Origin of the sequence: Nigerium sp. (assembly GCF_039811905.1) — a bacterium.
GTDB lineage: Bacteria > Actinomycetota > Actinomycetes > Propionibacteriales > Propionibacteriaceae > Propioniciclava.
Map to the genome: position 1 here is coordinate 52,818 of NZ_JBDHZL010000003.1, position 13,107 is coordinate 65,924.

Genomic DNA, 13,107 nt, shown 5'->3' on the forward strand with positions numbered 1-13,107 from the left:
GCCGGGGGCGTCCTGGCTTTTCTGCGCGTGAGCCTCAGCGCGCGTCGGCCTGGTTCGTGACGAGTTCCACGGGGCACGTCGGGCCCGGAGCCCGGGCGATCCGGCGGTCGCCGGTGAGCAGGGGCGCCTGCAGCGCCTCGGCCAGGGCCACGTAGGACGCGCCGTACACCGTCAGGTTGTCTCGCAGTTCCCAGCACCGCGCGATGAGCGGCACGTGATCGACCCGTCGCAGCGGCAGAACGCGGAGGTCTTCCAGGGCGAGGGCCGCCCGGCGGGCGTCGACCTGCCCGCTGCGCGCAAGACCCCGCCACACCGAGACGACCTCCAGATCGATGATGCTGGGTGCCGCCAGGTCCTCACCGCGCAGCCTGGCGCGGAGCGCGTCGCCCTCCGCGCCGTCGTCGAGCAGCGCGACGGCGAGGACGCTCGCGTCAACGACGAGCACGCTCGAACCGCAGCGCGCTGACCGCGTCCGCGAGGGCGAGCTGGCCTCCCGCTCGGCCGCCGGCCTGGTCGAGGACCTCCTCCAGCGTCGGTTGCGCGGCCTCCCGGATGAGCCGCGTCCGGAGGTATTCCTGCAGCGACTGGTGCGCCGCGGCGGCACGTTCGCGGAGGACGGCGTGCGTCTCCTCGGGGACGTCCTTGATCTGAATATTCGGCATGGAGCCAGTTTGGCGCCAATCAAGCCAGAATGGAACCGTCGGGCAACCGCGACGGGGTTCGTTTCCGGTCCCCGCACGACGTGCCCACGGGCCCGTGGCGGCCGACTGGGGCCGCCGCCCTCAGAGGCTCAGCGAGCCGGCGGCGTCCCGGGTGACCAGCGCGTCCGCGAGCAGGGACTCCAGCGCGCGGCGCGCCTGGGCGGCGTCCACCGGCCACGCTCCGAGGAGGTCGTTCTCGGCGACCGGCCCGGACGCCTCACGCAGCACCCCCAGCAGGACGCCGCGGCACTGCCGGTCGGTGCCGGCGTACGTCTGGGCGCGCCGCTCGGGGCCGTCCCAGGCCGGGTAGCCCCCCAGCCGCCACGCGCAGTCTCCGGCCACGGGGCACACCCCGCACCGGGGCTCGGTGGTGGCGACGCACACCTGCGCGCCGAGCTCCATCGCGGCCACCGACCAGAGCGGCGCCCCCTCCTCGGGCAGCCAGGACGCCGCGAGCTCCCGCTCCGCACGCGTCACGGACGCCGCCGGGTACGCCCGCCCGGACGCCAACCGGGCCAGCACGCGCCGCACGTTCGTGTCGAGGACGACGTGCCGGCGTCCGTACGCGAACGACGCCACCGCGGCCGCCGTGTACTCGCCGACGCCCGGCAGCGAGCGCAGGTCGTCCAGGTCGGCCGGAACCTCACCGCCGAACCGCTCCGCGATCGCCACGGACGCCGCCCACAGCCGCTGTGCGCGGCGTGGGTAGCCGAGACGTCCCCAGGCGCGCACGGCCTCGGCGGCCGGTTCGGCGGCGAGCGCGGCCGGCGTGGGCCAGCGCCCGAGCCATTCGAGCCACCGCGGCAGCACGCGCGTCACCGGCGTCTGCTGCAGCATGAACTCGCTGACCAGGACGCCCCACGGGCTCGCGCCCGCCGCCCGCCAGGGCAGGTCGCGGGCGTGGGCGGCGTACCAGGCGCAGACGTCCGCGACGATCTGCGCGCGGGGGCGGGGGGCTGGGTGCGTCTCGGGCCGTCCTGGGGCGGGAGGGTCTGGCATCCCGTCGCCCGCGGGGCCGCGGCGCGCGTCGGGGCTCACTGGTCGTATGCGGACGACTCGACGAGCCGCACCAGGCCGTCCCGGACGCGGCGCGCGGTGGCGAGCGAGACGCCGTCGACCGCGGCCAGCTCGGCCGCGCTCACGCCGAACAGGTTGTACAGCGACCCGAAGTGCTCGATGAGCCGGTCGATCGTGCGCGCCTGCAGCCGGGGGATCGTCGCCAACTGCCGAAGCCCCAGCGGACGCCGCGGGCCGTCGAGCGGCGCGCCCGGGTCGAGCGCGCGGGCGACCCGGACGAGGTCGAGGACCGCGTCGGGGTCGAGGGCGGCCAGCCGGCGTCCGAGCTCGGGGTCGCCCGGGTCGCGCCCGTAGTCGCGCAGGAGAAGGGTCACGAGGTCGTCCACGCCGGTCATCAGCTCGCGCACCTGCATGGAGACGAGCCGGCCGTCGGCGCCGAGCTCGACGAGGTAGGCGTCCAGTTCGGCTTCGAGCCGCCGCAGCAGCTCGACGCGCTGAGCCACGAGCGCGAGCTCGTGGAGGGTGACCTGGTCGGCGAGCTCGAGCAGGTTCAGCCGCTCGAGCTCCTCGTCGAGACGCCCCCGATAGCGCCCGAGTGCGGCGACGGCCTGGTTCGCCCTGACCATCAGGTGCTCGGGGTGCTCGATCGTCCGCCGGACGCTGGGCGTGAAGAGCGTGATCGTCGCCATGGACGCCGAGACCGTCACCACCGGCAGGCCGGTCTGGCGCGCGACGCGGTCGGCCGTGCGGTGCCTCGTGCCGGTCTCGGCGGTCTCGATCTCGGCGCGCGGCATGAGGTGGACGCTCGCCGCCCGGATGCGCGTCAGGTCGCCGCTGAGGGTGATCGCCCCGTCCATCTTCGCGAGTTCGCGCAGGGCGGTGGGGGTGAACGGGGCGTCGATGGCGAACCCGCCGGTGCTCAGCCCGCGCAGCTCGTCGTTCTCGCCGAGCACGATGAGCGCGCCGGTGTGCCCGTTGACGATGCGGTCGAGGCCGTCGCGCAGCGTGGTGCCGGGGGCGATCAGGGCGATGCGTGCCAGCAACGCGGGGTCGCTCGGGACGGGCTGGGCGCCGGGCGACGGGCTGGACACGGGCGAACCTCCGAGGGTGGGACGGGTGCGCCCCAGCATAATCGGGCGTTCAGCGGGCGAGCTTCGGCGGCTGGTTCTGATCTTCCCGCGTCTGCCAGGCGCGCAGGTGCGTCACCGCGCCCATCGAGTGGGTGTACTCGCTGTAGACCACGTCGAGCGCCTCGGCGACCGTCGGCGTCTCGATCACCCGGAGCTCACCGGCGGACGCCAGCCGCTCCGACCCCGTCGGCACGATCGCCGCCCGGAACCCGAGCCGCTGCGCCTCGGCCAGCCGCCGCGCCGTCCCCGGAACGCGGCGCAACTCGCCCGACAGGCCCACCTCGCCGAGCGCGACGATGCGCTGCTTCGGCGTCCAATCCAGCGTCGCCGACGCCACGGCCACGGCCGTGGCCAGGTCGGCCGCAGGGTCGGCCACCCGGACGCCGCCCACCGTCGAGACGAACACGTCGCGGTGGTGCAGCTTCACCCGCGCCCGCCGCTCGAGCACGGCCAGCCCCATCGTCACGCGGCCGAACTCGAGGCCCTGCGTCACCCGCCGCGGCACCTGCAGGGCGCTCGGCGCGACGAGGGCCTGCACCTCGGCCAGCAGCGGACGCCGCCCCTCCAGCGTCACCGTCACGCACGTGCCCCCGCTCGGACGGCTCTGCGACGACGTGAACAGCCCCGACGGGTCGGCCACCTCGTGGATGCCCCGCTCGGACATCTCGAAGCACCCCACCTCGTCGGCTGGCCCGAAGCGGTTCTTCGCCGCCCGGACCATCCGGAACCCCGAGTGCCGCTCGCCCTCGAACGAGAGCACCACGTCGACCAGATGCTCGAGGGTACGGGGCCCGGCGATCGACCCCTCTTTGGTGACGTGCCCGATGATCAGTACCGCCATGCCGCGCTGCTTCGCCACCCTCACCAGGGCGTTCGTCACCTCCCGCACCTGCGACACCCCGCCCGCGGAGCCGTCGGTGTCGCCGGCGGCGACGGTCTGCACCGAGTCGAGCACCAGCAGGCTGGGGGAGAGCTGTTCGATGTGGCCGAGGATCGTGCCGAGGTCGTTCTCGGCGGCCAGATACAGCTCGCGCGTCACGGCGCCCGTGCGGTCGGCCCGCCGGCGCACCTGGGACGCCGACTCTTCCGCCGTCACGTACAACGTCGGACGCCCGCCCCGCGCCCATTGGGCCGCCACCTCGAGCAGCAATGTCGACTTGCCGACCCCGGGCTCGCCCGCCAGCAGGATGACCGCCCCCGGGACCAGGCCGTCGCCCAGCACCCGGTCGAGTTCGGCGATGCCCGTGGGCACCCCCGCCGCCTCGTCGGCCGGGACCTCGGCGATGCTCACCGCGCGTGCGGTGGGGCTCTGCGCCCGGGTCTGGGACGCGGTGCCGCCGACCGGGGCGATGCTGCCCCAGGCCTGGCACTCTTTGCAGCGGCCCACCCAGCGCGGCGTGGTCCACCCGCACTCGGTGCAGCGGAGTTGGGAAGTCGGGGTCTTGGCCATGCACCCCACGCTAGAGGGCGGCCCCGACAGTTTTTCTCGCGGCGCTCGGCTACAGCCGCACGAGCCCGTTGGGCGTCTCGAACGTGACGGCGTCGATGCCGGGCTGGCCGTTCGGGGCGGTGAACTCGAACTCGACCCCGTCGAAGGTGTCGCCCAGCTCGAAACCGAGCCAGGCGTCGACCCGGTGGCGGCTGCCCGCGATCTCGATCTTGCGCAGTTCCACCGACCCCTGACCGAGGGCCGACGGCCGGACGTCCGGCTCGCTGATCCACCGGATGAAGTACGGCAGCTGCGGGTCGTTCAGCAGGCCCCTCACGCCGATCTGCTCCCACTCGAGCCGGCGGCCGTCGGGGAACTGCCGCGAGCCGTGCACGGCCTCGCGGCCCAGCCGCTCCTCGAACGGGCGCAGGTCGTCCACCTCCATGACCCAGGCCATCCACCCGCCACCCATCGCGGTGCGGGCGCGCACGGCCTGCCCGAACGGCGCCTTGTCGGCGGCCGGGTGCTCCAGCACCTCGACGACCTCCAGGTATTGGGAATGCGTGAGCGGCAAGACGTGATTCCTGGTCCCGAAGCGGGGGTGGAATCCACCGTCCTTAAACTTCGCGCCGAGCTTTTCCTCCAGGCTCGCGACGGCGGGCAGCAGGCCCTCCGGTCCGGCCGCGAAGGACAGATTCGCGATGTTCATGACCGCCATTCAAGACCATGAACGCGTGAGTCGTGAAATCGGGCCCCTCTGCGCCGTTTCACGTCCGCTCTAGCGAAACGTGTTCGCTCGGGCGCCGCGTCCAAGAGGGGAAGCCGCGGCGTCCTACACTGACGGCCATGTCGAGCCCCGCCCCGGACGCCGCCCCCGTCGCGCCTCGCTGGGGCGTCGAGGTGTGGCTGGTGCTCGGCATCTCGCTGGGGCAGTCGGCGATCTACTCGATCCTGTCGATCGCCGACAAGCTCACGCGGCCCCAGCCGTTGAATCAGCAGACGACGACGATCAACAACTCGGTGACGCCCGATCGCCCGTGGCTCGACCTGTCCTACCAGATCGCCGGGATCGTCTTTCCGGTCATCCCCGCGCTGCTCGCGCTGTATTTGTTGCGGCTTTCCGGCGACCGGGACGCGATCGGCTTCGATCTGCGGCGTCCCGGCTTCGATCTCTCCCGCGGGGTGGGGGCTGCCGCGCTCATCGGCATCCCGGGGCTCGGCCTGTACTTCGCGGCCCGTGCGTTCGGCTTCAACACGAACGTCGCCCCGGCCAACCTCGCCGAGAATTGGTGGACGGTCCCGGTGCTCGCGGGCCTCGCCGTCATGAACGGAGTGCTGGAGGAGGTCATCATGCTCGGCTTCCTCTTCGCCCGGTTCGTGCGGCTGCGCTGGACGCCGTGGGCGTACGTCCTCACGAGCGCGGTCATCCGGGGCGCCTACCACCTCTACCAGGGCTTCGGCGGCTTCGTGGGCAACCTCATCATGGGCGTCGTCTTCGGCCTGCTCTACCTGCGCTGGCGGCGGGTGGGCCCGCTCGTGGTGGCCCACGTCATCCTCGACCTGGTGAGCTTCATCGGGTACGCGCTGCTGGCGCCCTACACCGACCTCTTCTAAGCCTGTTCCGCGCCCGGCGAGCCCCATCGCCCCGCGACCGCCGGCGGACGGGATGCTGCCCCTCCCGCAGGCGAGCGGCTAGGCTGGCCCCCATGCGTGTTGGAGTGTTTGGAGCGACCGGCCAGGTCGGCAGGGTCATGCGCGCGCTGCTCGCTGAGCGCGATTTCCCCGTCGACGAGATCCGCTACTTCGCGTCCGCGAAGTCGGCAGGCACGACCCTGCCGTGGAAGGACAAGCAGATCACGGTCGAAGACACGGCCACCGCCGACTTCTCCGGCCTCGACATCGCGATCATGTCCGCGGGCGCGTCCATGTCGCGCGAGTACGCCCCGAAGGTGGCGGCGGCCGGCGCGACGATCGTCGACAACAGCTCGGCCTGGCGCCGCGATCCCGACGTGCCGCTGGTCGTCAGCGAGGTCAACCCCGAGGACGCGGTGAATCCGCCCAAGGGCATCATCGCCAACCCGAACTGCACCACGATGGCGGCCATGCCCGTGCTCAAGCCGCTGCACGACGCCGCGGGGCTCGCCCGGCTGCAGGTCGCCACCTACCAGGCCACCTCGGGCTCCGGCCTCAAGGGCGTCAAGGCGCTCGCCGACCAGGCGCGCGCCGACGTCGCGAACGAGAACCTCGAGAAGCTCGCGCTCGACGGCAACGCCGTCGGCACGCCCGACGACCTGGGCCCCTACGTCCACCCGATCGCGTTCAACGTGGTCGCGCTGGCCGGCAGCCTGGTCGACGACGGCAGCGGCGAGACCGACGAAGAGCAGAAGCTGCGCAACGAGTCCCGCAAGATCCTGCACATCCCCGAGCTTCCGGTCTCGGGCACGTGCGTGCGCGTCCCGGTGTTCACGAGCCACTCGCTGGCGATCCACGCCGAGTTCGACCGGCCGATCAGCCCCGAGGAGGCGACGGACCTGCTGAAGGACGCCCCGGGCGTCCGGTTGGTCGACGTCCCCAGCCCGCTGGAGGCGGCAGGCGCCGACGTGGTGCTCGCGGGCCGCATTCGGCAGGATCAGGCGGTGCCCGACGGGCGCGGTCTCATCCTGTTCGTGGTGGGCGACAACCTGCGCAAGGGGGCCGCGCTCAACGCGGTGCAGGTCGCCGAACTGCTGGCCACCAAGTGAGCGGCCACGTCGCGATCATCGGCACCGGCGTGATGGGGGAGACCCTGCTCGCCGGCCTGCTCCGCGGAGGGTGGGACGCCGAACAGATCGTCGGCGCCGACCGCCGCGGCGCGCGGCGCGACGAGCTCGAGCGGCGCTACGGCGTCCGGATGGAGACGAACGCGGACGCCGTGGTCGGCGCCGACGTCGTCGTCCTGGTCGTGAAGCCGCAGGATCTGCCGGAGTTGCTGCCCGAGATCCGCGAGCACGTCGAGGCGTCCACGCTCGTCATGTCGCTGTGCGCCGGCGTCGCGACCGGCAAGGTCGAATCGGGGCTCGCCGAGGGCGTCCCGGTGATCCGCGTCATGCCGAACACGCCCGCGCAGGTGTCGGAGGGCATGGCCGCGATCTCGGGCGGCGTCCACGCGACGACCGAGCATCTCGAGAAGGCCACGCAGATCATGTCGGCCGTCGGCAAGGTCGTCACCGTCCCCGAGAAATACCAGGACGCGGTGACCGCCATCTCCGGGTCGGGGCCTGCGTACCTGTTCTTCGTCGTCGAGGCGATGATCGACGCCGGCGTCATGCTCGGCCTCCCGCGCGACATCTCGACCGTGCTGGTGAACCAGACGATGTTCGGCTCGGCCAAGCTGCTCGTCGAGAGCGGCGAGCACCCGACCGTGCTGCGCGAGCGCGTCACGTCGCCGGGCGGCACGACCGCGGCGGCGCAGCGCCAACTCGAAGAGCGCAGCGTGAAGGCCGCCTTCATGACCGCGATGGAGGCGGCGCGGGATCGCAGCGCCGAGATGGGCCGCTGAGCCCCGACAACCTGTCTGCGGCGTCCGGCCGGGCGCCGGACGCGCACGAGCGCACCGCCGGGGGTTCCGGCGGCGAAGAAGGTCGGCGCGACCTCGATCTGCTGCCCAAGGCGCACCTCCACCTGCACTTCACCGGGTCGATGAGCGTCGACACGCTGCGCGACGTCGCGGCCATCGCGGGCCTCGACATGCCCGACTCCCTGCTGGACACGATCGCGCTTGAACTGCCTCCCGACAAGCGGGGATGGTTCCGCTTCCAGCACCTGTACGAGACCGCCCGGCGAGCCGTGCGCACCGAGGAGGCGATGCGGCTCGTCATGCGCCGCGCCGTCGAGGACGACGCCCGCGAGGGCTCCCGGCGCCTGGAGTTGCAGATCGACCCGTCCGGCTACGCGCCCTACGTCGGCGGGCTCTCCCGCGCCCTGGACATCGCGATCGACGAGGCGCGGCAGGCGTCCGAGGCGACCGGGGTGAGCGTCGCGCTGATCGTCGCGGCGTCCCGGCGCCGGCACCCGCTGGACGCCCGCACCCTCGCCCGCCTCGCCGCCCGCTACGTGGGTGACGGCCCGGGGGAGGTCGTCGGGTTCGGGCTCAGCAACGACGAGCGCGCCGGCGACACCGCCGAGTGGGGTCACGCGTTCCGGCTCGCCGAGCGGGCCGGGCTGGCGAGCGTGCCGCACGGGGGCGAGCTGCTGGGGCCCTCGCACATCCGGCGGGTCATCGAGCACCTCGACCCGGTGCGGCTGGGGCACGGCGTCCGGGCGTCGGAGGACCCGGCGCTGGTCGCCGAGATCGTCCGGCGCGGCATCGCCCTGGAGCTCTGCCCGACGTCGAACGTGAACATGGGCGTGTTCGCCGAGCAGGCGAACGTGCCGCTGCGGCCGCTCGTGGACGCCGGCGTCCGCATCGCGCTGTCGGCCGACGATCCGCTGCTGTTCCTGTCGCGGCTGACCGACCAGTACCGCGTCGCGCGGGACGTCCACGGCTTCTCGGACGCCGAGCTGGCCGGGCTCGCGAAGGCGAGCTTCGCGGCGTCCACGGCCGGAGACGACGACAAGCGCCGCTGGGACGCCGAGGTGGACGCCTGGCTCGCCGGCGGCCCGAGCGAACCGCAGGCGCCGCCTGAGGGCGGCGTCCGGGCTGCCCGCATTTCGACAACGCCGACGGACGCCGGGTAAGATCTGGTTCTTGGGCTGCCCAACGCGGTGCCCGACAAGATCTACAACAACTATTGGCAATCCCCGATCCGAGCGCCGGGTCGGAGGCAGAGGGGTCGACACGTGGGTTCGGTCATCAAGAAGCGCCGCAAGCGGATGGCGAAGAAGAAGCACCGCAAGCTGCTGAAGAAGACGCGTATTCAGCGCCGCCGCGCCGGCAAGTAGGCCGGGGCGCACCCGTCGTGAGCGCTGAGCTACGCGTCGTCGTGCTCGTGCGCGACGGGTGCCACCTGTGCGAGGAGGCGCTGCGCATCATCGACGCGGTCTGCCGGGACGCGGAGGCGTCCTGGCAGGCCGTTGACGTCGATGGCGATGCGTCTCTTCGCGCTCGCTACACCGATCACGTCCCGGTGACGTTCGTCGACGGGGAGCAGTTGTCCTTGTGGTTCGTGGACGCGGACGCCCTGCGCGCCGCGCTCGCCGGGTAGCGTCCATGCTCGCCGTGCCCAGTGCGCCGGGGCTGCGGCCGTCACGTACAGTAGGGGCGATCACGCGCCTCGACCGTCCCCAAGGAGAACCATGCAGCCCACCGTCGTGCATGTCTGCCGACACGGTCAGGTCGAGAACCCCGACCACGTCCTCTACGGGCGATCCCCGGGCTACCACCTCTCCGAGCTTGGGTTTCGCATGGCCGACCAGCTGGGTGAGTACTTCGCCGACGTCCCGGTGACGCACCTGCGCTGCTCCCCGCTGGAGCGGGCGCGCGAGACGATGGCCCCGATCGCGGCGAACTTCCCGGGGCAGGAGATCACGATCGATCCGCGGCTCATCGAGGCCGCGAACGCGCTCGAGGGGCAGAGCTTCGGCCGCTACAACCAGCGGCTGCTGCTGCCGAAGAACCTGCGGCATCTGTGGAACCCGCTGCGGCCGAGCTGGGGCGAGCCCTACACGACGATCCGCGACCGCATGCTCGCGGCGATCAGGGACGCGGCGGCGGCCACGCCGGGCGGCCAGGCCGTCGTCGTCAGCCATCAGTTGCCGATCTACATGGCTCGTCTGGCCACCGAGGGCCGCCGCCTGCAGCACAACCCGGCGACGCGTGAGTGCCGGCTGGCGTCCGTGACGTCGTTCACCTTCCACGGCGACCACATCGTCCGGGTCGACTATGCCGAGCCGGCGGCGTCGCTGTACCCGCCGAAGAAGAAGATGTTCCGTCCGGGGATGTGAGCGTGCGTCGCCTCGTCCCGTCACTGCTCGCCGCCTGCCTGCTGCTGGCCGGCTGCGGGGCGCGTCCGTCCGGTGAGGGCGGGTTCGTGTCGGGCGATGGGGCCCTCACCCGCGTCCCGGTCGCGCAGCGGTCGGACGCCCCGGCGATCGCCGGGCCGACCCTCGGCGGCGGCTCGTTCGACGCGTCCCGGCACCGGGGGAAGGTGATCGTCTACAACGTGTGGGGCTCGTGGTGCGCGCCCTGCCGCAAGGAGGCGCCGGCGCTCGTCGCGGCGTCCGAGCGTACGAAGGAGCAGGCGGTCTTCGTCGGCATCAACACCCGCGACCTCGACCAGGCGCCGGCGGAGGCGTTCGTCCGGGCGTTCGGCGTCCCGTACGCGAACGTGTTCGATCCACAAGGCCAGTTGCTGCTGAAGTTCGGCAGCGAGCTGCCGCCGTCGGCGATCCCGAGCACGATCGTGGTCGATCCGCAGGGGCGCGTCGCGGCGCGTATTCTCGGCGAGACCACGGAGGCGACGCTCGTCGGCCTCGTGGACGACGTGGCGAAGGGGGAGTGATGACGCCGCTCGACATCGGGGCCTGGGCCCAGGAGGCCGTCGGCGGCTCGATGCTGCTCGCGATGCCCGTGGCGCTGCTCGCCGGGCTCGTGTCGTTCTTCAGCCCGTGCGTCCTGCCGCTGCTCCCGGGCTATCTGTCGTACGCGACCGGGCTGGCGGCGTCCCAGATCGTCTCGGGGGAGACGCGGGCGGCCCGCGGCCGCATCGTGGCCGGCACGAGCCTGTTCGTGGCCGGTTTCGCCGTGGTGTTCGTGAGCTCGGGCGCCCTCTTCGGCGGGCTGGGCAGCCTGCTGAAGACGTACCAGTCGGTGATCAACGTGGTCGTGGGCGGGCTGTCGATCGTGCTGGGGCTGATCTTCGCCGACGTCCTGAGGTTCGGACGCCGCACCGTGCGGCTCAACAGCGCTCCCCGCGTCGGGGTGGCGAGCGCGCCGCTGCTCGGGCTCGTGTTCGGGCTGGGCTGGACGCCGTGCATCGGCCCCGCGCTGTCGGTGGTGCTGAACCTGGCGCTGAACGAGGCGACGGCCGTCCGCGGGGCGATCCTCGCGCTGGTGTACGCCCTGGGGCTCGGGCTGCCCTTCCTGGCGTTCGGGCTCGCGTTCACGAAGCTGTCGGGCACGCTCGCCTGGGTGCGGGCGCGCGGGCCGCTGCTGCAGCGCGTCGGCGGGGCGTTGATGATCGCCGTCGGCATCCTGCTCGTCACGGGGTGGTGGGACGTGCTGATGGCCTACGCCCGCTCGTGGGCGTCCGGCTGGGGTCTGCCGATCTGATGGCGCGCCGCGACGCCGCGCCGCTGTCGGCGGCCGAATTCCTCCGCTTCTGCTGGACGCAGCTCACGAGCATGCGCACCGCGCTCGTCCTGCTGTTCGCGTTCGCGCTGGCGGCGCTGCCGGGGTCGCTGATCCCGCAGCGTCCGGTGAACCCGGTGCGCGTGACCGACTTCATCCGCGACAACCCGACGCTCGGCCGGTTCTACGACGCGGTCGGGCTGTTCGACGTCTACGCGTCGTGGTGGTTCGCCGGCATCTACCTGCTGCTGCTCGTCTCGCTGGTCGGGTGCATCGTCCCGCGGATCGGCACGTACGTCCGCGCCCTGCGCACCCCGCCGCCCCGGACGCCCCGGCGGCTCTCCCGCCTCCCCGAGAGCGTCGCGGGCGCGTCCGCCCTGGCGCCCGGCGAGGCCCTGGACGCCGCGGAGTCCTGGCTGACCAAGCGGCGGTTCCGCGTCCGCCGGCAGGACGACTCCGTTTCCGCCGAGCGCGGTTACCTGCGCGAGTTCGGCAACCTGCTCTTTCATGTGAGCCTCGTGTTCGTGCTGGCCGGCATCGCCTGGAGCAGCCTGTTCGGCTACAAGGGCTCGGTGATCGTCGTCGAGGGGCAGGCGTTCAGCAACAACCTGTCGCAGTACGACGACTTCAGCGCCGGCGGGGCGTTCAATCCGAGCCAGCTCGTGCCCTTCACGATCTGGGTCGACCGGTTCGACGCCAAGTTCGAGCTGGGCCGCGTCCAGCGCGGGGCGGCGCGGCAGTTCACGGCCCACGTCCGGACGGCGGAGGGCGCCGGCGCGCCCGTCCCCAGCACGATCGAGGTGAACCACCCGCTCACGTTCGGCGGCACGTCGGTCCATCTGATCGGGCACGGCTACGCCCCGGTCGTCACGGTGACGGACGCCTCCGGCCAGACCGCGTTCTCCGGCCCGGTCGTCTTCCTGCCGCAGGACGGCAACTTCACCTCCCAGGGCGCCATCAAGGCCCCGGACGCCCGCCCCCAGCGGCTCGGGTTCGAGTGCTTCTTCCTGCCCACGGCCGTCGTCGACGAGCGCGGCCCGCACTCCGTCTTCCCGGACGCCTTCGCGCCGCAGCTGTTCTGCAACGCCTGGTCGGGGGCGCCGCGCCAGGAGACGGGGCGTCCGGAGAGCGTGTACTCCCTCGACAAGGCCGGGCTCACGCAGTTGTCGCAGAACGGGCGCGTCGTGAACTTCCGGCTCGAGCCCGGCCAGGTCGTCGACCTGCCCGGCGGCGCGAAGCTCGAGTTCCGCGACTGGAAGCGCTGGACCAAGCTGCAGGTCTCCTCGACCCCGGGCCTGCCACTGACGTTCGGGGCGATCGTCGTCGCGGTGACCGGCCTGTGCCTGTCGCTGTTCGTGCGGCCGCGGCGCCTGTTCGTCCGGGTGGGCGAGCGGACCGAGGTCGGCGGCCTCGATCGCGCGGACGCCCGCGTCGGCCTCGCCGACGACGTGGCCGCCCTCGCGGCCGCGGTGGGCCTGCCCGACGCGCGACCCGCGCACGAACCCGCGCACGAACCCGCGGGGGACCCGCAGCACGAACCCGAGAAGGAGGACGCGTGACCGC

16 protein-coding genes are annotated in these 13,107 nt (G+C 72.7%); 10 read left to right on the forward strand and 6 right to left on the reverse strand.

What is annotated here, in order from left to right:
* Positions 1-34: 34 nt before the first annotated feature.
* The 6 genes from WMJ97_RS01540 to WMJ97_RS01565 form a co-directional block, all read right to left on the reverse strand.
* Positions 35-445 (reverse strand): type II toxin-antitoxin system VapC family toxin, encoded by a 411-nt coding sequence (locus tag WMJ97_RS01540; RefSeq protein WP_347347194.1) that lies wholly within the window; start codon positions 443-445, stop codon positions 35-37.
* Positions 432-662, reverse strand: a complete 231-nt coding sequence (locus WMJ97_RS01545) for a hypothetical protein (protein WP_347347195.1) — start codon at positions 660-662, stop codon at positions 432-434. Before WMJ97_RS01545 ends, WMJ97_RS01540 begins: the two co-directional genes overlap by 14 nt.
* 120 nt (positions 663-782) lie before the next feature.
* Positions 783-1,700 (reverse strand): A/G-specific adenine glycosylase, encoded by a 918-nt coding sequence (locus WMJ97_RS01550; protein WP_347347196.1) that lies wholly within the window; start codon positions 1,698-1,700, stop codon positions 783-785.
* 35 nt (positions 1,701-1,735) lie between these two features.
* Positions 1,736-2,809, reverse strand: a complete 1,074-nt coding sequence (gene disA / locus WMJ97_RS01555) for a DNA integrity scanning diadenylate cyclase DisA (RefSeq protein ID WP_347347197.1) — start codon at positions 2,807-2,809, stop codon at positions 1,736-1,738.
* A 49-nt stretch (positions 2,810-2,858) separates the two neighbouring features.
* On the reverse strand, positions 2,859-4,298 hold the full coding sequence (radA, locus tag WMJ97_RS01560) for a DNA repair protein RadA (RefSeq protein WP_347347198.1): 1,440 nt from the start codon (positions 4,296-4,298) through the stop codon (positions 2,859-2,861).
* Between the two features lie 49 nt (positions 4,299-4,347).
* Complete coding sequence (locus WMJ97_RS01565) at positions 4,348-4,986, reverse strand: VOC family protein (RefSeq protein WP_347347199.1); 639 nt, start codon at positions 4,984-4,986, stop codon at positions 4,348-4,350.
* A gap of 137 nt (positions 4,987-5,123) precedes the next feature.
* Here WMJ97_RS01565 and WMJ97_RS01570 point away from each other — a divergent pair, with 137 nt between their 5' ends.
* The 10 genes from WMJ97_RS01570 (at position 5,124) to WMJ97_RS01615 (ending at position 13,103) form a co-directional block, all read left to right on the forward strand.
* A complete protein-coding gene (locus WMJ97_RS01570; RefSeq protein ID WP_347347200.1) occupies positions 5,124-5,891 on the forward strand; it encodes a CPBP family intramembrane glutamic endopeptidase in 768 nt (255 codons plus the stop codon).
* Between the two features lie 83 nt (positions 5,892-5,974).
* The gene (locus WMJ97_RS01575; protein ID WP_347347248.1) at positions 5,975-7,018 is read left to right on the forward strand and encodes an aspartate-semialdehyde dehydrogenase; all 1,044 of its coding nucleotides are present in this window, start codon (positions 5,975-5,977) and stop codon (positions 7,016-7,018) included.
* Positions 7,015-7,815 carry a pyrroline-5-carboxylate reductase gene (gene proC, locus WMJ97_RS01580; protein WP_347347201.1) on the forward strand — a complete coding sequence of 267 codons (801 nt, stop codon included), beginning with the start codon at positions 7,015-7,017 and terminating at the stop codon, positions 7,813-7,815. Before WMJ97_RS01575 ends, proC begins: the two co-directional genes overlap by 4 nt.
* Before the next feature lie 11 nt (positions 7,816-7,826).
* On the forward strand, positions 7,827-8,993 hold the full coding sequence (locus WMJ97_RS01585; RefSeq protein ID WP_347347249.1) for an adenosine deaminase: 1,167 nt from the start codon (positions 7,827-7,829) through the stop codon (positions 8,991-8,993).
* A 102-nt stretch (positions 8,994-9,095) separates the two neighbouring features.
* Positions 9,096-9,197, forward strand: coding sequence for an AURKAIP1/COX24 domain-containing protein (locus tag WMJ97_RS01590; RefSeq protein WP_002550589.1), 102 nt, complete (start codon positions 9,096-9,098; stop codon positions 9,195-9,197).
* A gap of 17 nt (positions 9,198-9,214) precedes the next feature.
* Positions 9,215-9,460 (forward strand): glutaredoxin family protein, encoded by a 246-nt coding sequence (locus WMJ97_RS01595; RefSeq protein WP_347347202.1) that lies wholly within the window; start codon positions 9,215-9,217, stop codon positions 9,458-9,460.
* Positions 9,461-9,551: 91 nt separating this feature from the next.
* Positions 9,552-10,199: a histidine phosphatase family protein gene (locus WMJ97_RS01600; protein WP_347347203.1), complete on the forward strand. Its 648-nt coding sequence runs from the start codon at positions 9,552-9,554 to the stop codon at positions 10,197-10,199.
* Between the two features lie 2 nt (positions 10,200-10,201).
* Positions 10,202-10,756 carry a TlpA disulfide reductase family protein gene (locus WMJ97_RS01605; RefSeq protein ID WP_347347204.1) on the forward strand — a complete coding sequence of 185 codons (555 nt, stop codon included), beginning with the start codon at positions 10,202-10,204 and terminating at the stop codon, positions 10,754-10,756.
* A gap of 50 nt (positions 10,757-10,806) precedes the next feature.
* Positions 10,807-11,526: a cytochrome c biogenesis protein CcdA gene (locus WMJ97_RS01610; RefSeq protein ID WP_347347250.1), complete on the forward strand. Its 720-nt coding sequence runs from the start codon at positions 10,807-10,809 to the stop codon at positions 11,524-11,526.
* On the forward strand, positions 11,526-13,103 hold the full coding sequence (locus WMJ97_RS01615) for a cytochrome c biogenesis protein ResB (protein WP_347347205.1): 1,578 nt from the start codon (positions 11,526-11,528) through the stop codon (positions 13,101-13,103). The genes WMJ97_RS01610 and WMJ97_RS01615 overlap by 1 nt, the downstream gene beginning before the upstream one ends.
* Positions 13,104-13,107: the final 4 nt, after the last annotated feature.